This is a genomic window from Mesorhizobium sp. RCAM 05104 (assembly GCF_059683645.1).
The window spans coordinates 3,653,824-3,675,566 of record NZ_CM185033.1 but is presented as its reverse complement, the minus strand read 5'-3'; the positions used below and the strand labels follow the sequence as shown (position 1 = coordinate 3,675,566).

The following is a 21,743-nucleotide window of genomic DNA, read 5'->3' as shown; positions in this document are numbered from 1 at the left end:
TCATCTCGACGCCTGTCTGCGCCGCATCGCATGAGAGGCTTTAAGCCTAAAAGCGACTTCCCGCGTTCAGCCGCATTTCATGATTGGTGCGGCTATAAGGTGAGGTTGCATTAGGCGCCATTCCCGCCGCGCCACCGCTTGCCGTCGACGCAAGCTGCGAGAACCGCCTTATACTGCCGACCGCCGACCGGTTCCTGCTTTGGCACCGAGCAATGTCGTTGTGGAGCATTCCTAGCTCTTTCACCGAATCGACGGAATATCCATGGTCCAACACAACCTTACAAATTGATGAGCCTCGGTCGATATACGCGGTGTTGGTAGTCGACATGAAGATGTGTTCGCAGGCCTCGATCGCCGTTATGGCGTCCATTGTATCGTGGCTCCAGTCATTGAAGCCGCCGCGAAGATTGAATTTCGCAGCTTCTGTCGAGATCGGAGATCTCGGAAAGACGAACAGAGGTGAATGAACGTACCCGTGCGTGCCCGAGTTGTTCAAGAAGTCGATCACCTTCGAAATTGTCGCGTCGGTTTCTCCGGGGTAGCCGACAAGGATGAACGAGAAACAAAAGATACCGTATTTCGCCAGATTTCCCGCGGCCGTCCAGTTTTGAGCTTCCGTTGTGCCCTTACTCATATTGCGAAGGATTGTATCGTCAGCTGATTCCACTCCGAGTAACACAAGTTGGCAGCCGGCGTCTCGCAAGTAGCGACAGCATTCGTCAGTGAGTGTCGAAGCACGCAAATAGCAGGTCCATGGGCGATCGAAGCCAGTTTCAATCATCGCCTTGCACACATCAATCAGATGTTTCTTGTTTATAAAGAGCGTGTCATCTACAAAGCGAACTGACGCGATTTCTTGGCGACGCGCGATACCCTCCAGCTCAGCCATAACGGTGGATACTTGCTTCTGTTCTGTCCTCTGATCGTTGTAACCTGGAAAAGTGCAGAACTTGCACTTGAACGGGCAGCCACGACCGGTTCGCACGTTCACCGCTGATCTCAAATACCGTGCGGGGAGGGTTTCCCACCTGACTCGCGTCTCGTCGATGTCTTCCCCATCTTCTATTTCCGTCGATGACCGACAAAATCCATCCTGCCAGTATGCAACGTTAGGCAAGTTGTAAAACGATTCATTGCACTCGATTCGATCGAGCGCCTTAAGCAAAGTGGTTTCGCCCGTTCTCGACAAAATCATGGCGTCACAAGCTTGCGCGGCTTCATAGAGCTCACTCTCGGTGGCGAATTGTGTAAGTTTCGCGCCGCCGACGATGACCTTTATGCGTGGATTCCAGGACTTCAGGACGTTGCTGACGCGCGTGATCGTGAAGGAGCTCGTAATGAATGTCGTCGAGAATATCGTGACATCAGCCCATTGGGCCACAGTTTGCGCGTGCGACGGTTCAAGATCGAGATTGTCGATCAGCTCTACTTCCCAATCTCTCCCGCATGTCGTCAGATAATTGTATAGATGAATTCCATTCAACGAGTAGGAATTGTGCTCGTTAATGGGATGCCTTCGACCGTTCTTCACGCGATAATAATTTGCAGCATCAACGATTTCGCGCCTACGGTGCCCAATCGTCGGCAGCATCTTTAGGTATTTATCAAGATATAACTCGTTATTTCGGACAAGTACCCCTTTATCGCTACTGTAAAAATGGTATGAGTCTAGTGTCTCCCTGACGGTCTGGATTGCATTGGCCACGATCGCGATTTTGAGCATGCAATACCTCCATGTTGCGTTGGCTGCCTACCATGCGACCGATATTTGAAAGTTGATTGAGATTGACTCATTTTAAACAGTTTTTCGGAAGATATGAAGGGAGGTTTTATTCGGGCGCCTCCGACGGTTCAATGGTCGCTCGCGCAGGCCTATATTTAGCGCGCCACCGACGCCGTTGTGACAGCCCGCGAAACTGAAGCATGTTCGACGTCCTATGGCTGTCCTCCGGCTGACGTGATGTGCGGTTGGCGCGCGATCGTAAACGTTGCCTTCACTGCTTTATATCATCAATTCGTGGGGTAGTCTCATGGCGTGCCGCATAATTGACGCCGGACAGATACCGGAATTCCATCAATTGGCGCACGCTCGGTGGCAGCCGGTCGTAAAGGGCTGCATCGAGATTATAGCTCGGATCGCCGAAAGGGTATGTTTCGCCCTCGCGAAAATAACCAATGGTGAGCATCACGCGCGGCTCCGGCATCGGGTTAGGCGTGCCGCGATGAAGCGTCCCGGGATCGCGCAACAGTAGGTCGCCAGGGAAAAGCTCGAGCTTGACCGATGGCAACCGTCGCGCAAAGAGTTCCATTGGCAAATTCGCAACGTCCTGATCAAACGCGCGAAGTTCCGTTATCGCAAAACTCTCGCGCCTCCAAAGGTGTGTGCCGCCGGGCCAGATTTCCAACGGCCCATTGTGATGCCCACAATGGACCAAAGGGATGTTGACGAGCGTCCCTCTCGTTAACCCCGACGGATAAAAGCCGATGTCACGGTGAGGTGATTGGAGCGTCGAGCCGACCATACACACGTCGCTGGAGACCGAGTTGCAGTAAAAACGAGGTCCCAGAACCATCTCCATGACCTCCAACGCGAACGAATTTGCCACGACGCGGGAATCCGCAAACGGGCCTCGCATCCGGATAAACGCGCGAAGCCTGCCGTTTGCTATCCAGAAGGTCGTTTGGCCAAGCGAACGCCAGGGAATCTCTTGTAACGACTTCTCGCCAGCGCTGGAAAGGCAATCCGCCGCGATGTCATCGAACTCATCTTTCATCAAAGTCACAAGCTCTAGCGGCAGCGCGCCACGCAGCACGACAAATCCATTGCACATGAGGAGTTGCGCAGCGAGCTGGCGACTATCGTGCAAAAAATGGCCTTTCGACCGTTCTTCGTCCGTCAACTCTATTGTGAAATCCATGGCGATCTCCCCCAAACCTTACTCAGACGGGCGATACTTAGTGACCCTTTGATTGAGCGCTTTGTACTGCAATGGCTTCACCACAAGAAGGGTGCGTTGTGGCAGGTGCATTCTTTCCCGCCTGCGCTCAGAAAGCATGGCGGCCATCAATTACGCGTCCTGGTCCGGAAGATCCGCGGTAGAAACGCCCCGGTTCGACGCTGATAGTCCAGGTACTGTGTACCGAATGTGCGCATCAAGAGGCGATCTTCAAGATTTACGCGATACGTGACGGCTACCAATGAAATCATAGTGACGCAAGCGCAGACAAGCAATGACCCATAGACTAGGGAGAAGCTGCCGTAGATCAGCAATAGTCCGAGGTAACCGGGATGCCTGATCCACCGATACAAGCCATGCGTGATCAACACGTGATCGGTCTGATTGGTCAGCGTCATCGTGAAGTACCGCCCGAGCGTTCTCATCGCCCAGAGTCTGGTGATCAATCCTGCGACGAACAGGCCGATGCCCCACTTCACTAAGTACAAGTCCGAGACGATGGGGACACGACCGATAACCCAGGCCGGCAGCAGCAGGCTTGCATCACGGGCCGCGGTCAACATCGCTCTCGAGCGGAAATCTTCCTCCGCCCCGGACGAACTTGCGATCCGCATCTGCATAACAAGCTCGAAAAAAAACCATGTGTTGAATAGCGCCAATGCGATCCACGATCCGTTCGAAGCCGGTCGATTGGTTAGCGCGGGGGCTACGCATGCAAGGTTGACTACCGTGAGCCGTATCAACCAAGGGTGGAAGCATGAGGCGGTCACGCCGACTTTGTCCATGGGTCGAGCAAGGTTTCGCAGACGATGCAGAACGGATCACTTTTGCTTGTCGTTCGGTTGACGATCGGCACAAAAGGGCAGAGCCACCAGCCATTGAGGAATGGGACGCTCATCAACCATAACACAAATACGAGTTAGCGACAAAACTGTTTGAGTTGATTTTTGCAGATGACGGCGCAGGCGAGTGTTGAAGGCTTTGTGGATGTCGGCACGACGTTCGTAGCGGATGTCAAGGCGGCGAAATTTGGCGTCCAGTCGAAGATTCGCTCCACCACCTACTGGTGACGGCCCAGCTCCAGCTGTTGTGGACGCCAGGTCTTGGAAAGCGGGCGCGACACTCCCGGCGACACCTCCTGTGGTCACAGGCCCTATCGGCGTTCAGCTTGTCTTGGCGACGGCGCGAGCGACCCGTCCTTTGCGGGAATACCGGGCACCACATTCAGTCAGCGCCAGCATCGTACTGTCGTGGCGTTGCCGCCAGAGATTGTCAGCCAAAGCGGCGTGCCTCTGGCGCCCGTGACCATGTTGCGCTTTGTGCCTGGTCTGCTGCCGTCCGTCGCCTTGCCCCTTTTTGGCCAGAACGCTGGCGCTTTCGAGAGCGGCCCGGCTCCAGTGCAGAGCACGGGCACCGCTCAGCCGCTTCAGAAGCAGGCAGTGCAGCGTGGCCCACACGCCTGCCGCATGCCACGCAGTCAAGCGGCGCCAACATGTCTTGCCGGGACAGCCGAGTTCCAACGGCACCTCGCGCCTTGAATGCCGGTGCGAAGCACAAGTAAAATGCTTGCCAAGGCTGCGCGGTCGGATGCGCGCGGTCGTCCGCCTTTCGGCTTTGCCCGATCACGCGGGAGAGGCTGCTCGATCAACGCCCAAAGCTCGACCTTCGTGACCGTTACGATGCCGTGCAGCGCATGCTCGGTCCATGCGGCGGTTTCGCCAATGCCTGGCCAATCGAACGGGTTGTCCTCATCGAGCGGGTTCAACATGAGGGCAGCGCTGCAGCGAGTTCCTTGCACAACAGGACGTGCTCCAGCAGCAAGAAATCGAGGTCCGTGCTGAGGTAGCAGTCGATCGCTTCGCGCGGAGTCATGACAATAGGCTGCCCGTTCACGTTCATGGAGGTATTCAGCAGCACCGGCACACCTGAGCGGGCCTCGAAGCAGCGGATGATCTCGGCGAACGGGGAGCCATCCCGCTCATCCACCGTTTGAAAGCGGCAACTACCGTCTACATGTGTGACCGCCGGAATGAGCGATCGCTTCTCCTCACACACCGGCATGACGACATTCATGTAGTCGGACCGCACTTCGCGGCCAATGTAGTCTTTTATCTGCCTGTGCCCGATCGCCGCACCAAAAGGTCGAAAAGGCTCGCGCAGTTTGATCTTAGCGTTCACGCGATCTTTCATCTCAGCGCGCCTTGGGTCTGCGAGGATGCTTCGACCACCGAGGGCCCGGGGCCCGAATTCAAGCCGGCCGAAGAACACACCGCCAACTTGTCCCGCGCACAGAAGATCGGCGACCGTCGCGTGCGGATCTTTGAAGTAGTGCGCCGTCAGCCCGCGCTCGTCGATCGCCGCTACGATCTCGTCTCGAGTATATGAGGGCCCCAACTGGGCGCTGCGGTTTTCGGTCAAATGCAAAGCCGTCTCTGCGTGCTCGAAGGTGGAGAACGCAGCGCCGATGGCCGCGCCCTGATCGCCCGGCGCCGCTGGAACATGGAAGTCGGAAAATCCGCATTCCCGAAGTATACGGCCGTTGCACACTGAGTTCATCGCACACCCGCCGCCCAGCACCAGCGGCAGACCGGGATGCTGCTTCGACAGCCGTGACACTATCCTGAGCACTATCTGCTCATAACGCGATTGGAGCGCCCGCGCGATGTCCGCATGTCGACGTTCGAGAGGGGCGTCACGCTCTCGCCGTGGTCCCAACCATCTATCCACGGCAGTGCTGAACCATCGCGCATCGGGCGCCTCCTCATATTGGAAGCGGGTTAGCCCAAGGTCGACCCTGAAACCACTCGCGGTAATTGGCAACAGACGCTCGAAGAACTTCTCGAGAACAGGATCAGGGCGCCCATACGGCGCGAGCCCCATCACGCGATATTCGTCTGCCGACGGAACAAAGCCGAGATGCTGGGTTACCGCACCGTAGACGAAACCGAGCGATGCCGGCATCGTCACGCGGCTGAGGCGGCTCAAACGGTTGCCATCGCACAAGTAAGTCGATAGACTTGCAAATTCACCACGCCCGTCGATCACTGCACCGACCGCGCGGTCGAAGCCGGTTGTGCGATACGCGTAAAGTATGTGTGATAAATGATGATTGACAAAGGTCACCGGCGGCACCGGCGCATCCTTCCAGAGCGCGCAAAGGGCCTCGATCACCAAGCGGTTTGATGCTTTCGCGCGAAACCGGCGGCCCATTCGTGCCAGTGTTGGTCTGTTCAAGTCGAAAACGCCGCGCAACTCGTCGACGAGAGCCGGTAGGAGCGCCGCGCGATCATCCCAGTAGAAGGCGATCTGATCGATATCGCGACACGTCAAGCCGCAGGCAGCTAGAGCGGTTGCGAACGCGTGCTCAGGGAAACCCCATTGACCCTTGTTACGGGTGACTCGCTCCTCCTCGAGCGCAAAAAAGATTTTGCCGTCCTCGACGAGAGCGATTGCGGGATCGTGCGCCAAACCCGAGATGCCCAGTGCGATCATTGCGCGCTCCCGCCGCAATCGGCACCCAAGTCGCAGCGAGGGTATTTGCTGCCGAGCAACTCAAAAATTGAATCGCTCGCCGCCAGGCCGCTAGAAGCGACTTCTAAGTAATGGGCGATGGTAAGGGGCCAGATCAATCTGTGTGACACTGCGGCATACCGTTTCCTTTTTGCCGAATAGTATCGATTTTCTTAGACCGGACAACCTATCCCCACTATTTCGCCTAGTGCGCTTAGACAACCAACCTGAACAGCCACTGATGATAGCCCGTCTGAGAAGGCGCGAACAGCTTCGCCTCGCCAAAGCCAGCGGCCATCGCAGTCTCGATCAGCTTGGCGCGCAGCACGGGCCTGAGGTGGCCGACAAAATGGTGCGTGGTCCAATTACCGTTGCCGCCTTCAACGGCAATATGAAGATGGAACTGGTACTTCGAGGCGTCGCGCCAATCCCATATCTGATGAACGATACGACGGCTCGATCCATCATAGTAAAACGCTGGCGGGGTGCCGGCAGGAGGGGTGGCGGCCGATTCGTCATAGTCGCGCACGCCAATCAACGCCGTTCCGCCAGGTTTCAGACTCCGCCGAATGGCTTGCACCACGGCCAAGACTTCTTCGTCGCTTACCGAATGGCTAATGTAATTGTCCAACAGCAGTGCAGCGTCAAACCGCCCCGCAAACGGTGGAGAATCGATGTCGAGGTCTCGCAGGTCGGCGTTTTGCACCGCAACCCGCAGGCCTCGCGCCGACACCTCGCGTCGGGAGCGTTGGACACAGACGGGCGACGAATCAATTCCGCAAACAGTGTATCCTGCGGCTGCAAGGGGGAGTAATTGCGTGCCTATGCCGCAGGCTAGATCGACGATTCTCACATTTTGCGCAGCCGGGGGCAGAAAGGCCGAGATCTTTTCGACCTGCCAAACCTGGAAATCCTCCCAACGGGCGAACAATAGATGGTTGTAGGGAGCGAGGGCGTCGTAAAAGGTGTCGTCCACAGGTCGCCTCCTTTGCCGCTAACGCGCATTCATGCCGCGCGGTTCATGGGAGATCGGCGCAACATCAAAGTGCTCAATCCGCGGTAGAGCGGCAGGTCGATCCATTTCGGCTGCGTTTCGTCCAAGCACGCGTTCGGCCAACGTTTAATGAGTCCGGCCAATGCGCACTCGGCTTCCATAAGCGTAAGCGTGGCGCCAATGCACACGTGCGGCCCCGTGCCGAATGATAGCGGGACGCCAACCTGCCGGTCGAGGTTGATGTGCTCAGGATCATCGTAGCGCTTCGGGTCACGGTTGGCGGAGCCGATGAGTGGCAGAACTAGGTCGCCACGCCTGATGTCACGTCCCAGAAGATTAAACGAGCAGTTGGCCCGTCTGCCCGTGTACTGCACCGGGCTTTCAAACCGGAGGAGTTCACGAACTGCCGTGCGCAGCCGAGCAGGATCGCGAAGCGATTGCCAACGCTCTGGTGTCTCAAGGAGCCAGTAAACTGCCGTTCCAAGCAGGTGGCGTGTCGTTTCGTGGCCAGCAAAAAGCAGCATTGCACATTGCGAAAGTATCTCGGCGCCGCTTTCGATTTCTCCACGTGTCTGGGCGTCTATCAACACGCTCAGCATATCGCCTTCTTCGATCTCGCCTCGGCGAAGGCACAGTTCGATATACGCGCTCATCGCCAGTATCGCGTCGCGCGCTGCCAGCGTTTCGGACACATTGGGATGCACCGACCCGAGGAAAGTCGCGATCGTGCGCGACCAATGCGAAAATTGATCCTGGTCCACATCGCGCAGTCCCAAAAAGGCGGCAATCACCTGAGCAGGTAACACTCTTGCGAAGTTCTCGATGAAGTCGAAAGGCATATCGGCGACGTAATTTGCCTCGATGCTATCCATCAATTCAACGACGGCTTGGCTTACGAAGCCTTGGAGCTTGTGGATCACGGCGGGGCGGAAACCGGCCTGCATTGCCTGCCGCAGCCTCGGATGGCTGGGTTTGTCAACGAATAACATTGCCCGGGCGAAGAGGCGCTGCATGTCGATGAGTTGCTGCCTATGCTCGCTTCCCCGAAATGATCCGCGCATTAACCAACCTCCAGTGCGCCGCGCGGACAGACGGGCGTCTTTTAAGGCCGACTCCACGCCATCAAACGTAGTCAGCACCCATGCGCCGCCGAATAGTTCGTCCGACCAGTGAATCGGCCCTTGCCGGCGCAGTTCACAATAGAGCGAATAAGGGTCGCCAGCGAAGAAGCCCGTCCCAACGCGCATCTCGGACGTCATGAGTATGCCCCCTTCATTAGTGAAACCGGCGTATCGCTATCCGACGGACCTGCCAACCATACTCGGCCAACAAAGAATTGCTGGCCGGCGGACGCTAGCAGGCCTTTGGTCATCGAGAATTCCGTGGACCACGAGATCAAGCGGCCAAAGCCCCGCTTGTTGACGCTCCACTAGGCCCTTCAGGTTGTAGCATGTGTTAAATCATATTAGAACGCTTTTGCGAAACGGCTCGCGGGGCATTTGCGCGGTATGGCTGAAGATATGGCACAAGATTGGGAAACGGTTCAGACCTTCAATGACGCCTTTTGGCGTGTGAAACGGTTACTAGCGCGGCTAATATGTGCCGTCCGCGACGGGCTGCTGCATTGACGCACTCGATGAACATCGTTGCAAAGTGGACGATAGGGATTGCCGACTCGCCAGTCGTACTTTGCGAAAATATTGGTGGCGCCCCTCGTTCGTACAGCACATTTGAGCAGTGGCTGTGCGAGCACCACACTGTTCTCAAGTCACACTTACAAATCGACGGCGGCGTTCTCCTGCGCGGCTTTGCCGGCGAGTTGAATGAATTGGCCTTCCACGCGGTGCTTGAAACGATAGGCGCGCCCATGGAGGATTACGTTGGAGGCAGCTCGCCGCGACGGCGCCTCGGGGCTCGTACCTACAGTGCCACCGAACTCGGTGGCGAGTACAGTGTCGCGCTTCACCAAGAGATGGCGTACCTGCCGGACGCCCCAGAGGCGATCGTCTTCTACTGCGCGCGCGCGGCGGATGTGGGCGGACGCAGCGTCCTTGCAGACGCGCGGCTGGTTGCAAAGTCGCTGCCGGACGACATTGTGACGTCCTTCAGGCGTCATGGCATTCTTCTCAAGCGCGCCTTGCCGCCTCGGCATTCGCTCTACCTGGCGTCCGGCATCTCGCGGCCGTGGCAGGACGTTTTCTGCACCGACGACCGCGACTTGGTCCTCGATATAGCCGCGAGACGCCATTGGCACGCCTCGTGGCACGACGACGGCACGTTGCATCTAAGCCACGGTGTAACGACTGCCTTCCGTCCGCATCCCACTACAGGCGAGGATATCTGGTTCAATCAAGCGCACTATTTCTCACCCGAGTGCATGATCCGCTGGGCTGCCCGAGATGGACGGACGCAGCAGGAACGCTATCTTCGGCGCCTCGTCGAACGGAGCGATCATTACCATCTAAACGCCGTACTGACCGCCGAGGGCAACGCGGTGAAAGTTGACGCGTTGTTGGCAATCTGGGACATCCTAATTGCCGCTGAGCGGCCCGTCAGTATGGCGAACGGGGACATCCTCCTCCTCGACAATTACCGCGTCATGCACGGTCGGGAGCGCTTCACCGGTGCACGCGCTATGCAGGCGGGCCTAATCGCGTCGCTTGCGTAAACGCGAAGCTGTGATCTTGCAACGCCGTAAATTTTCTGAACAAAGAGTGAGCCGATCCGCCTTTTCGCCAGCATCTCCAGCAAGCATCGCATCGAACCGCCCCGTGTTTTCCGCAGGCTTCAGCTCCGTGGAGCCCGTGTGAGCAAGAAGACAAACAAGTTTGCGCCGGGAGTCCGCGAGCGTGCGGTGCGGATGGTAGTCGATTACAAGCACGATTACCCCTCCGGCTGGGCGGCGGTAATGTTGATTGCAGAGAAGATCGGCTGCGTTCCGCAGAGGCTGCGTGAATGGGTGAAGATGGCCGCCGTGGATAGTGGCAAGCGGGCTGGTGTCCCAACCGAGGCTGCCGATAAGGTTAAGCCCGTCGAGCTCGAGACCTGCTGCCAGGACACCGGGAGCAAGGTTGAGCGTCGGAATCGCCGTGATGCGGACCCGCTCGAAACCGCCGAGCGCTTCTGCGCGCACTTCGAGCAAGCTTAGCAATCTCGAGCCGAGTTTGCCGCGCCGCGCGCCGAATGCACGAGCGACAGGCGACGCCGAGTATTTGGGCACGATGAACTTGGAAAAACTGCCCCGCAATTGCGCTAATGAGGGCGCCCTTCTACCAAAAACCAAGACGAGTTAGGCGAGGAATGTGCCTGTAATAATATCTTGCGACGAACAAACCTATCGTCACGGCTAAGGCATGGGCCGAACCGAAGGCTGCGACGTTGGCCGCATCGTCCGGCCTGGGTGTCGCATCGTGTTGCACCGGGGCGCCCACGTAGCTAACCGAGCTGCCCCAGCCGGCGAAGCAGGCCGTGACGGCTGAAGACTATTCTCATTCGGCGATCCCGCGTGCTAATCGGTTCTTGAGAGCAGCTGAACGATATCGTTCGGCCCCGCGCTCTCATGAAGCATGTCGTCAAGATAGGTCGCGATCTCCGATTCCTCCATGTCGGGCGGGATGGCAAACCTGAAGTATGGCTGCCGCCGCCCGTCGATCAGCCGATACATCGCCCAGCGGTCGCCGGTCCGCTCGACCTGAAGCCGCAGTCTGCCATAAATCTTGAAGGTCATGATGGACATAGTATTGAGATCCTGGCGAGGCTTCTCGTTGGTTCGGCTCTCCTCGTCTTGCCTATCGCTGGCGGTCGAGCTTTGAGCCGTTGGTCCCGAGATGGTACGCGCGTCGGCCGACGAATTTCAAGCTCCGATCGCGACCCCAACGGGACATCCGGCAGCGCCCTGGAAAGGGCAAGCATTCCTATCGAAAGTTTCGATCAGACGAGCCGTGATAGTAGTGGACCTGCACTCCGACATTATAGTCCGAGCTTCCGATTGCCGCCACGATCGTTCGGCCCGCGACATTCATGGATAGACATTCCAACGGAGACTTCAAGTGTGCAGCCAAGCACATTACTGACTGTTAGCGACCGGGATCGCGGTGTGTGTTGCGGTCAAGGGCTAAACCGATTTTGAGCATCTCCGACAAGGTGGGAATTACCGACGGCCCACAGACGTCGATGGTATTTCGAATAGCGGCTTGGGTTGACGGAGACAGAGACCAATGAAGGGGTGCGGCCGACTGCTGGATATCACTTTCGGTCCGCCTGCGACCTAGGCTGAAGTGGAAATACGGCGTCGGAAACAATTTATCCCCACGCTGAAAGTACCCAAAGGTGCGATCTCGAGCGTCAAACTGATTCATCGTTTCGATCCTCCCTTTTAGTCCTTGGGCCACCGAAAATCCCGACTGTCGGGCAAAGCTGACAAGACCTTCGAACGGAGTCAACAAGTCCGGAGGATCACTGTCACTCCAAATCATTCCTACATGTGGGTCTCTCGGCGCCTCATCGCAGCTCGATGCAACGGCAGGATCGCTAGTCACCTGGATGATGACGTATCGAATAAATCGACTCTTCTCCAAAATCTCACGGCAACTCGACCCGGCCTGCGATGGAGACTTCGAAATGAGGTATTTGCATTGCCATCCATCTATATTGTCTACTATCCTTTGGACCGCAGTGGCGCCGAAATTGTCTGAGTAACCGCCGTCGACGACGGTGGTCACCAACTTTCGATAGGCGTTTGGGGGAGCTGGTTCCGTTGCTAACAATGGGACGATCCGCTCAATACCGTGGTCGTCGCGATATACGCTCATCAGGAAACGACCGGCTGGCGATACGATTGGAAAGCGCGCGGTATTTACCATCATCGTGGATGCGCGCCAACCAGCGACAGGTAGATCCATGTAATGGCTGTAGAGATCAAAATCGTCAAGCAGCATGTTCGAGCTAAAGACGGCCGTCCCCGTTTGAACCGAAGTAGAATTGAGCAATAGGGCCGGCCAGGGCCTGCAGGGCCAGAGGTCTAAATAGCTTTCTGAGAGGAGCGAATTGCCAAATTGGCTTGTCCATGCGGCTTCGAAACTCAACTCTAGTGCTGCAGCTCGATCGTCCTGTATCAAGCTGAACGGGCCAAAGAAAAGAGAAATGACATCAGTTGTGAACATCGTCGTAAGCGGTAACGCCAGAAGGTCGCTCCCGAAGACCGCTTCGACTTTTGGGGATGACTCCGGAGTGGTTACGGCGCAATTTGCGTTGCGCTCCGCCGACGTTAGCGCTGCTCTAAACATGGTCACGCCGACCGCGCCGCCTGATGCGCCGGTAAGGGCGAAAAGGTGCTTGGAAAATCCAGGAACGTTGACATCGAGTTTAGAAAGAACCGTATACGTCCAAAGAGCGGCTCTTAGCCCGCCCCCGGCAGCGGCAACAAGGACCATCGTTGCGTCTTCGGTTCCCTGTGATTCGTACCAGCATCGGAGCGCTTCGTCAAAGGAAACTAGCCCGGGTATTGGTTGCGGCGCAGGACAGGTGACAACCAAATTGCCGTTGGGATGGGTCGTTTCACGAATGGCGTTCCCGCGCCAAAGCGTCGCGGTCAGCAAAAAAGAGATGCCAAGGGTTATGACGATATACTTTGCACGACGATGTCGTGCCAACCGCACCGCCAGGGCGTAGTAAAGCGCTAGAATGATCAGCATAGACCCCAAGGATCCCATCGGACCGGCAAGCGCTTTGGGGAAAGCGCCAATACCGACAAACAGAAGCGGTGCGAAATATTTGCGATAGGGCCAGGCCGCGGCAAGCGGGCTGACTCGCGCGATGGCGATGCGTTCTGCGATTAAAAGACAGAGCAGCCACGATAGCGTCACCAGCGCAATGATGGGCAAGAAATCCAGCGGACCGGCAAGAAGATAGGCTGCGACAACTGCGACAAGCGGCAACGACGCGCGACCCCTTCTAATAGCGCTTTGGGCGCTTACATGCGGCGGCGACCCTTCGGCTTGATGCAGCGACAGGAGCGCGCCAGAAACGAAAATTACACCGAGGCACAGTTGGAAGGCTGCTTCGCCGCTTTCACTTGCGAGTTTTAACAGCTCAAAACCCTGGTCGGATCGCAAAAGAAGAAAGAGTAACAAGCCACCAATCAACGGTATCATTGGAGGACTTCTCCTATCGCACTAGATTAGCAGTTTATAACTTCACCTTCGCGCTTAGCTAGTGGTGCGGGCGATCTCGTTCTCGCAAATAATGCAATCGCCACCGTCGCGTACGAATGTCTAATAAAAGAAAGGCCGCAGAGCGCGAATCCGTTCAGTTCACGCGCGGAAGGAACGGCAGCTTTGCGCCTCAAGCTGAACGTTCCGAAAAGCGTAGTGCTGAAAGCAGACAGTCGGCAGGTGCCACTGCACATGTCTTTCGCCGGCATCAAGCTTGTCCTAACAGATACTGCTGCCCGGCGAAATCGTCTGCGGTTACACGCAGCGCCGCTCTTACTGGCCAAAGGGGTGATCTCCACACCTCGCGCCAGAGACCACTTCTTCATAATGCAACTCGTCATATGAACTGACGCTGGCGGACCCTCCGGCTAACCCCGCTTGAAACGGTCGAGGTTCCTTGTCAACCGCTTCCAATGTCTGTCTGGTCACGCGACCGCAGCGATTGGCCGGCGGCACAAGCCCCAGTCAGCCCTCAGCGATCCATGTCATTGTATTTGCGGAAATCGATTACTCGCGATAAATGAACTCATCAAAGACGTGTTGGAGGGAGGCGCAAAGCGCTTACAATCCTGTTTGTGGCCGACCGATGCTCAACGCCCTCCACTGGATCAAGGGGCTTTTCTTGTCAAAATTTTGCAAGGCAAATGGATTCTGACGCTGCAATTCAAACTGATCTTGTGGGATCAAGGTTTTATGCTGCTTTATGAGCGATTCAAAGACGAAGCCGAATTTCGCGAAAAATTCGTGAGGCCGCTTCTAAATAGACTTGGCTTCTACAACGTGGCCATGCAGCATGGCTCACAAGAATTTGGCAAAGATTTTGTGTTTTCTGAATTCCATCGGCTGGGTGGAATGATAAATTATGTAGCACAAGTTAAACACGAGAAAACTATCCGACAAGGAGTCTCAATTGACGCGTTGCTTTCGCAAGTGAAGCAGTCGTTCTCCATTTCATTTAAGAAGACGGATTCCACAAGAGAGTGTTACGCGTCGGCTGTTTATATTTTTAATAGTGGAAGCATTACGGATAACGCGAAAACGCAGTTGCTGAATGAATTGGGACGCGAACGATATGGGGATAACGTCCATTTCCTCGACGGGGAACGACTTGACGCCCTCAATGAGTGGGCAACCCTCCAAACCGACAGCAATGCACGTTCACGCCTCTTGGGTCTTCGCGCTGCTCTCCGGGCGATCTTGAATGAACTTGAAACATCCAGAATCCAAAAAAGGAATCACTGGTGCCGGTGTATGTGAATGGTCTTGAGCTGTATCTCAGCGAGCCGGTGAATGCTGACGATGGAATCCTTTCTGATATGTTTAGACTATGGACATATTTACAAGCTATCGAGACAATACGCGCCCTAGCTCCCGTGGGGTCAAAAAGGGCTCAATCTCACTTGCCGAGGATCGCGGATACGGCGAGCAAAGCATTGCCGATATGTAAAAAGATCACCGAGAACGTGGAGAGTATCATCGAAAAGATGAAGCCATTTGCTTAGCTTGACGGTACTGCCTTCAAAATCCTGCAAAATGAGGCAAGTGATGCCTTCTTTGTCTATGATCAACGCGGGCCCTTTCCATACCTGCCATTGCATTTGCATTTCGCCAATGTAGGGTCGGTACGGCAGGTCCACTTCGGGCCGATCTCGGTCCTTCGTGATAGCGAGATGAACGTTCGCTATCACGCCGAAATCATCAGTCTGTTCGAGCGGCCGTTTCCGGCTTCGATCATAGCTCGCCATTTAATTATCCACAACGTTAGCAGGTTATGGCCACCGGCAGCCGCCACTTCCAGCGCTCGCTTGGCGCTCTCCTGGCCCTTGATGTCGGCAAGGTCGGGCAGGTCGCGCGCCGAGGCGTGGATGCCGGCTTCCGGCCGCGACAGCACCTGCGTGCCACGAAAATGATTGGCGATGGCTATCAGGCTGCGCGGCGCCAGAATGTCGAAATCAGCACCCGCCCAGGCCGCTTCCGGCCCGCAGGCGAACGGACAGATCAGGCCCTTGCCCTCGGCATTGGCGCCGATCGCCGCCGGCAAGGCGCCGGCGACCGCGGCAATCGTGCCATCGAGCGACAATTCGCCAAGCACGACATAGCCGGCCAGCATGTCGCCCGGAATGGCGCCAAGGGCCGCCATCAGGCCAAGCGCGATCGGCAAATCGTAGTGGCTGCCTTCCTTCGGCAGGTCGGCCGGCGCCAGATTGACGGTGACCTTCTTGGACGGCATGGACAGGCCAGAGGCATGCAGTGCCGCCTGCACCCGCTCGCGGCTTTCGGCCACCGCCTTGTCGGCCAGGCCGACAATGTGCATGTTGACCTTGCCGGGTGCGATCATCACCTGCACGTCGACCGGCACGGCCTCGATACCCTGGAAAGCGACCGTGCGAACCCGCGCCACCATTTTTCCCACCCTGGATATGGGCTTGCCCCAGCCCGTGCGATCAGGGCCCTGAAAGCCCCTGGGGAGACAATCACAGTTTCCCAGCCAAGGCAAGAACATTACAGGAACAGTCGCGCGCTGTGGTTGCAGGCGGATTGCGCCGGGTTGCAGGGCGAAACTTGGTTAAGACAAAATGAAAATGGCTTACTTTCGTTTGTCCTCGATGGCGTCCCAGAACAGGCTGGCAATGTCGGCGCCGCCGAAGCGCTTGACCTCGCGCACGCCGGTCGGCGACGTCACGTTGATCTCGGTCATGTAGTCGCCGATGACATCGATGCCGACGAGAATGAAGCCGCGCTCCTTCAGCGACGGCCCGATGCGGGCGCAGATTTCGCGCTCGCGCTCCGTCAGCTCGGTCTTTTCGGCGCGGCCGCCGACATGCATGTTGGAGCGGGAATCATGCTCGGCCGGCACCCGGTTGATGGCACCGACCGGCTCGCCGTCGATCAGGATGATGCGCTTGTCGCCCTTGCGCACCTCCTTCAGGTAGCGCTGCACGATATAGGGTTCGCGGAACATCTGCCCGAACATCTCGAGCAGCGAGGCGAGGTTGCGGTCAGCCTCGTGCAGATGGAAGATACCGGCGCCGCCATTGCCGTAGAGCGGCTTGACGATGATGTCGCCGAACTCCTTGCGGAAGGCGGCGACCTCCTGGCTGTCCTTGGTGATCAGCGTCTCAGGCATCAGGTCGGCAAACTCGGTGACGAAGATCTTTTCCGGGCTGTTGCGCACCCAGGCCGGGTCGTTGACCACCAACGTCCCGGGATGGATGCGCTCGAGGATGTGCGTGGTGGTGATGTAGTTCATGTCGAAGGGCGGATCCTGGCGCAGCAGGACGACGTCCATTTCCGCGAGATCGGTGCGCGCCTGCTCGCCCAGCGAATAGTGGCTGCCCTTCTCGTCGCGGACGGTCATTTCCTCGATGCGGGCAAACACCTTGCCGTCGCGCAGCGACAGCCGGTCGGGCGTGTAGTGGAACAACTGGTGGCCGCGCCGCTGCGCCTCCAGCGACAGCGCGAACGAGGTGTCGCCGGCGATCGAGACGGTGGAGATATGGTCCATCTGGACGGCGATTTTCAGCTTCATGGCAGGTCTCCGGCGCATCGGATGGGCGACTGCCTTGCCTGTACAGCCTCGCCGCGCGTCTGCCAATCGCGACATTTTGAAGATTGGCATCAGGCAACCGCATGCCTGGTCGCTGCCGGCCAGTTGGAGACAAGGCAAGGCTGCGCGTCATCGTTTTCTTAAGCCTTGCCGTGCAAGGGTAAGCGCCGAATTGCCCGGCCTGCCGCTGCCGCACCGGGTCCTCGATGGAACAACGACCATGAACGCCGTCACCGCCATCCGGGCCGCCTCGGCCAAAGAGCTCGAACTCACCATCCTCATGCCGTGCCTCAACGAGGCCGAGACGCTGGCCGTCTGCATCGGCAAGGCGAAGGCTTTTCTCGGCAAGGCCGGGATCTCCGGCGAGGTCTTGATCGCCGACAATGGCAGCACCGACGGTTCGCAGGATATCGCCGCCGCGATCGGTGCCCGTGTCGTGCCTGTGGCCGAAAAGGGGTATGGCGCCGCCTTGCTTGGTGGCATCGCCGCTGCCAAGGGCCGCTTCATCATCATGGGCGATGCCGACGACAGCTATGACTTCGGCGCGCTGGAGGCGTTCGTGGCCCGCCTGCGTGACGGCGCCGACCTGGTCATGGGCAATCGCTTCCAAGGCGGCATCGAACCCGGTGCCATGCCGCCGCTGCACCGCTATCTCGGCAATCCGGTGCTGAGCTTTGTCGGCCGGCTGTTCTTCCGCATCAGGACCGGTGATTTCCACTGCGGTCTGCGCGGCTTCAACACCGAGAGCATCAGGAAGCTCGATTTGCAGACGACCGGCATGGAATTCGCCAGCGAAATGGTGGTCCGCGGCGCGCTGGCCGGCCTGCGCATCGAGGAAGTGCCGACCAAGCTCAAGCCCGACGGCCGCAGCCGGCCGCCGCATCTCAGGACCTGGCGCGACGGCTGGCGGCATCTGAAGTTCCTGCTGGTCTACAATCCGCGCTGGATGTTCTTCATCCCGGGCACGGTGCTCGGCGGCCTTGGCATGCTGTTTGCGGCGCTGCTGGTGTTCGGGCCGCTGCGCGTGATCGACAATCTGTCGCTCGACCTCAACACCTTCGTTGCCGCCTGTTTCATGGTCGTCACCGGCGTCCAGCTCATCACTTTTGGCGCCATTTCGCGTTACTATGCCGAGATAACCGGCATTCTGCCGCCAAGCCGACGTTCCGACTGGCTGACCAGAACCATCAGCACCGATCGTCTCGCCACCAATGCCGGCATCTGTTTCGCCGGCGGCGTGCTGTTCTTCACCTATGCCGTGGCGCGCTGGGCGCATCTCGGCTTCGGTCCGCTGAACGATTCCGAAATCCCGCGTATCGTCGTGCTCGGCCTCAGCCTGATCGTCATTTCATTCCAGGCATTCTTCTCGGCGTTCCTGCTGGGGGTTCTGGAGATACCGGTAAAACGGCTGAAAGCAGGCCAGGCCAACCGATCGGCCGAAACCGGCGCGCCTGCTGAAAAATGAGCGGGCTTGCGCGAAAATTCGCCTCGGTACGGCTTGTCCGGTTCGCCGTGGTCGGCATTGGCGCGGCGCTGCTGTTCTTCGGATTGTCGTGGGCCTTGGTTTCGGCCGGCTTGCCGCCGTTTGCCGGAAGCGTCATCGCCTATGTGCTGGCGTTCGTAGTGGCGTATTCGGCGCAGCGCGGCTGGACGTTCGAGGGGCAGCACGACCACGCCCATGCGTTGCCACGCTATCTCGTCACCCAGCTAGGCTGCGCAGCGTTCGCAGGCCTGTCCGCCCATGTCGCGGTGTCGATATTTTCCGCGTCGCCGCTGGTCATGTCAGCCATCACCACGGTCGCCGCAAGCGCGGCGAGCTATGTGCTTTCATTGGTTTGGGTGTTTCGCGACGATCAAAGAGCCGCGTGAAGGCGTTCGGCTGCGGCCCGCCGGTTACCGAAGCGATGCCACGAAGTGCAGACCCCTGTCGAACAGGAGGTTCGCTGGAAAGGGATATAGCGCCAGGTTTTCGCGCCAGGTCTGGGCCTTGAGCCCGACCTGACCGAACATCGCTTCCCATTCCTGTCTGGACAGGTAGTTATAGGGCAGCCTCACATCGTGGCCCTTGTTTCCCACCCAGTCCATGAACCTGAGTGTGCGGTGGGCAAAGGGCCCGTCCCGCAGATGGTCCTTGATGACAATGCCCTTGCGGGCGACCCTTGCGGCTTCGGCGACAAGATGGCCGGGATTGTCCGTGTGGTGGAGGACATCGACTATGGTCACCCAGTCGAACGATCCGGAAGCGGCCGGAATCGTGGCGCCGTCGAAAATCTCCACGGGGATGGCCGTACGCGGACGGACAAAAACATCGATCCCGCGAAACGTCAGCCCGGGTTTCCTGTCCATCACCGCCTTGGCCAGCGAGCCATCGCCGCAGCCGAGATCGAGAACGGTGCCCTCAGTGCCCAGCATGACGCTGATATGTTCGGAGAGGACCCGGATGCGGCGTTGAAACACTGCACGGCTGTGCGCCGCGTTCAGGATCTTTTTTTCGACCGCCATAGTACTCATGCCAAGATCCGGGGCCGAATTGCCTGTTCATCGTCTGTTCCGGGAACATATCCGTGAATGACGAACAAAGCGTTTCGCGACATGGATTGCCTTTCGCAAGGCTGGCTTAAGGTTTGCGCAGTGAGTTGGCGCTAGGTTTCCTTTCGCGAAAGGGAGCAACCAAAGGCCGTCCCGTGACCCCTGTCGATGCCACAATGTCCGTCAAGGCCACGCTACGCCCGTCATGGCGTAACGATCTCGCGCTGGCACTCATCGCCACGCTGGTGCTGGTTGCCGTCAGCGCCTGCAACGGATTCCGCGAATTGACCAATGCCGGCGGCGACAATGACAGTCTGCTGCGTCTGGTCGAGGTTCGCGACATGCTGGCCGGACAGGGCTGGTTCGACCTGCATCAGTACAGGATGGGGCTTGAAGGCGGCTTCGTCATGCACTGGTCGCGGCTGGTCGACGCGCCGCTCGCCGCCATCATCCTCACGGCTTCGGCCCTGACCGGCAGCATGGCCATGGCCGAGGCCATCGCGCAGATACTGTGGCCGGCGCTGCTGTTCTGTGCGGCCGTGTTCTTCACCGCCCGCGCGGCGCGCGGTTTCGCCGGTGCGGGCGCCGTGCTGCCGGCTGTCGTCGTCGGCGCCGCGGCGCTGCATTTCATCGGCATCTTTTCGCCGGGCGCGCTCGATCATCACAATGTCCAGCTGACGCTGACCATGGCCAGCCTGGGTTTGCTGATCGAGGCACCCGAGCGGCGGTGGGCGGCACTGTTTTCGGGCCTATGCGCGGCGCTGACGCTGGCTGTCGGCATGGAAACCGCGCCCTATGTCGCCGCCATCGGCGCCTGCACGGCGATATTGTTTGTCGTCGACCCGGGAGGAGAACGCCGGATCGCGATGGATTTTGGCCTCGGCTTTGCCGGCGTTTCGGCGCTGGTGTTCGTCACCACCATCCCGCCGTCGGCCTGGGGCCAGGCGCAATGCGATGCCTTCTCGACCATGCAGTTCGTCGTCGCGGCGCTTGCTGGAACTGGCCTTGCGACCATCGCTTCGGTCGATGCGGCCAGCCGCACGCGCCGGCGGCGGCTGATCTCGCTTGGCCTGCTTGCCATGGTGCTGGGCGCTGTCGTGGTGTCACTGTTCCCGCAATGCCTGGCAGCTCCCTATGCGAACCTCGATCCGCGCCTCAGGGAATTGTGGCTCGATTACATCGACGAGGCGCAGTCGCTGTACAAACTGGTCCTCTACGATCCGGTCCGGGTGGTGGCGCGTTTTGCCACGCCGCTTCTGGCGGTTGCCCTGATGGTGCTTCGCTTCAGCCGGGGCTGCTGGCGGCGGCAGGACAGTCTTGTCGGCGGGCTGCTGGTTGTGGCGGTCCTGGTCAGCGCCTGGGAAGTGCGCGGCTCGACTTTCTCCATCGCCTTCGCGGTGATCCCGCTTTCCGCCTGGATCGCCAAATGGCGGCAGCGGGCGGAAACCAGCCCGTCACGCGGCGCGGTGCTCAGGATGGTCGCGGCCTGGCTGATCTCGGTGAACGCAATCTGGTCGGCCGCCGCCGAGGCGGCATCGAGCGTGTTCGAACCCCGCGTGGCCGTCAAGGACGCCAGTGTCGATGGTGCCTGCCAAGGCAAGGCCTCGTTCGCGGCACTCAGCCAGATGTCGGACACCACCGTGCTCGCCATTTCCAATCTTGGCTCGCCCATCCTGGCCTATTCCGGGCATCGCGTGTTCGCCGGGCCGTATCATCGCAACATCGCGGGAAACCTGCTTGCGCTCGATGCCTTCCTCGGATCGGACGCCGATGCCAGGTCGGTGGTCGAAAGCCACCATGTCGGCCTTGTCGCTGTATGCCGTGGCAATCCGGAAAGCCAGCTTCTCGCCGCCACCACGCCGGACGGCTTTCTGGCCGGGCTGATGCGCGGCAACGTGCCGGAATGGCTGGAGCCGGTCGCGGACACCAGGGGCGCCCCATTCGAACTCTATCGTGTCAGGCCCAACGGCTGAAGAATTGCCTGAAAACAAAGG

At 58.5% G+C, this 21,743-nt stretch carries 15 protein-coding genes and 3 pseudogenes; 6 read left to right on the top strand and 12 right to left on the bottom strand.

The window, feature by feature from the left end:
* Positions 1-46 precede the first annotated feature (46 nt).
* The 7 genes and pseudogenes from AC56QP_RS17955 to AC56QP_RS17925 form a co-directional block, all read right to left on the bottom strand.
* On the bottom strand, positions 47-1,723 hold the full coding sequence (locus AC56QP_RS17955) for a B12-binding domain-containing radical SAM protein (protein WP_489858732.1): 1,677 nt from the start codon (positions 1,721-1,723) through the stop codon (positions 47-49).
* A gap of 271 nt (positions 1,724-1,994) precedes the next feature.
* Positions 1,995-2,918 carry a phytanoyl-CoA dioxygenase family protein gene (locus tag AC56QP_RS17950; protein WP_489858733.1) on the bottom strand — a complete coding sequence of 308 codons (924 nt, stop codon included), beginning with the start codon at positions 2,916-2,918 and terminating at the stop codon, positions 1,995-1,997.
* A 146-nt stretch (positions 2,919-3,064) separates the two neighbouring features.
* Positions 3,065-3,577: a methyltransferase family protein gene (locus AC56QP_RS17945; RefSeq protein WP_497100411.1), complete on the bottom strand. Its 513-nt coding sequence runs from the start codon at positions 3,575-3,577 to the stop codon at positions 3,065-3,067.
* 299 nt (positions 3,578-3,876) lie between these two features.
* Positions 3,877-4,638, bottom strand: a pseudogene (locus AC56QP_RS17940) (IS5 family transposase).
* An 80-nt stretch (positions 4,639-4,718) separates the two neighbouring features.
* On the bottom strand, positions 4,719-6,449 hold the full coding sequence (locus tag AC56QP_RS17935) for a carbamoyltransferase family protein (protein WP_497100412.1): 1,731 nt from the start codon (positions 6,447-6,449) through the stop codon (positions 4,719-4,721).
* 232 nt (positions 6,450-6,681) lie between these two features.
* Positions 6,682-7,443: a class I SAM-dependent methyltransferase gene (locus tag AC56QP_RS17930; RefSeq protein WP_489858737.1), complete on the bottom strand. Its 762-nt coding sequence runs from the start codon at positions 7,441-7,443 to the stop codon at positions 6,682-6,684.
* A 29-nt stretch (positions 7,444-7,472) separates the two neighbouring features.
* Complete coding sequence (locus tag AC56QP_RS17925; protein ID WP_489858738.1) at positions 7,473-8,720, bottom strand: cytochrome P450; 1,248 nt, start codon at positions 8,718-8,720, stop codon at positions 7,473-7,475.
* Positions 8,721-9,097: 377 nt separating this feature from the next.
* Here AC56QP_RS17925 and AC56QP_RS17920 point away from each other — a divergent pair, with 377 nt between their 5' ends.
* Positions 9,098-10,129, top strand: a complete 1,032-nt coding sequence (locus AC56QP_RS17920) for a TauD/TfdA family dioxygenase (protein WP_489858739.1) — start codon at positions 9,098-9,100, stop codon at positions 10,127-10,129.
* Between the two features lie 138 nt (positions 10,130-10,267).
* Positions 10,268-10,504, top strand: a pseudogene (locus tag AC56QP_RS17915) (IS3 family transposase); the annotation flags it as partial.
* A 465-nt stretch (positions 10,505-10,969) separates the two neighbouring features.
* Here the strand turns inward: AC56QP_RS17915 and AC56QP_RS17910 are convergent.
* Positions 10,970-11,197, bottom strand: coding sequence for a DUF7661 family protein (locus AC56QP_RS17910; RefSeq protein ID WP_489858740.1), 228 nt, complete (start codon positions 11,195-11,197; stop codon positions 10,970-10,972).
* A 340-nt stretch (positions 11,198-11,537) separates the two neighbouring features.
* Complete coding sequence (locus AC56QP_RS17905; protein WP_489858741.1) at positions 11,538-13,613, bottom strand: hypothetical protein; 2,076 nt, start codon at positions 13,611-13,613, stop codon at positions 11,538-11,540.
* Between the two features lie 597 nt (positions 13,614-14,210).
* Here AC56QP_RS17905 and AC56QP_RS17900 point away from each other — a divergent pair.
* Positions 14,211-14,930, top strand: coding sequence for a hypothetical protein (locus tag AC56QP_RS17900; RefSeq protein ID WP_497108991.1), 720 nt, complete (start codon positions 14,211-14,213; stop codon positions 14,928-14,930).
* A gap of 505 nt (positions 14,931-15,435) precedes the next feature.
* On the opposite strand, the pseudogene AC56QP_RS17895 reads toward AC56QP_RS17900, so the two are convergent.
* Positions 15,436-16,077 (bottom strand): annotated as a pseudogene (locus tag AC56QP_RS17895) (magnesium chelatase domain-containing protein); the annotation flags it as partial.
* Between the two features lie 183 nt (positions 16,078-16,260).
* Positions 16,261-17,202: a glutathione synthase gene (gene gshB / locus AC56QP_RS17890; RefSeq protein WP_489858743.1), complete on the bottom strand. Its 942-nt coding sequence runs from the start codon at positions 17,200-17,202 to the stop codon at positions 16,261-16,263.
* 238 nt (positions 17,203-17,440) lie between these two features.
* Here gshB and AC56QP_RS17885 point away from each other — a divergent pair, with 238 nt between their 5' ends.
* Positions 17,441-18,685: a glycosyltransferase family 2 protein gene (locus tag AC56QP_RS17885; protein ID WP_497100413.1), complete on the top strand. Its 1,245-nt coding sequence runs from the start codon at positions 17,441-17,443 to the stop codon at positions 18,683-18,685.
* Positions 18,682-19,089 (top strand): GtrA family protein, encoded by a 408-nt coding sequence (locus AC56QP_RS17880; protein WP_489858745.1) that lies wholly within the window; start codon positions 18,682-18,684, stop codon positions 19,087-19,089. The genes AC56QP_RS17885 and AC56QP_RS17880 overlap by 4 nt, the downstream gene beginning before the upstream one ends.
* 24 nt (positions 19,090-19,113) lie before the next feature.
* Here AC56QP_RS17880 and AC56QP_RS17875 read toward each other — a convergent pair whose 3' ends face one another.
* Positions 19,114-19,731: a class I SAM-dependent methyltransferase gene (locus AC56QP_RS17875; RefSeq protein WP_489858746.1), complete on the bottom strand. Its 618-nt coding sequence runs from the start codon at positions 19,729-19,731 to the stop codon at positions 19,114-19,116.
* A gap of 194 nt (positions 19,732-19,925) precedes the next feature.
* Between AC56QP_RS17875 and AC56QP_RS17870 the strand changes: the two genes are divergently transcribed.
* Positions 19,926-21,722 (top strand): GtrA family protein, encoded by a 1,797-nt coding sequence (locus AC56QP_RS17870; RefSeq protein ID WP_489858747.1) that lies wholly within the window; start codon positions 19,926-19,928, stop codon positions 21,720-21,722.
* Positions 21,723-21,743 lie beyond the last annotated feature (21 nt).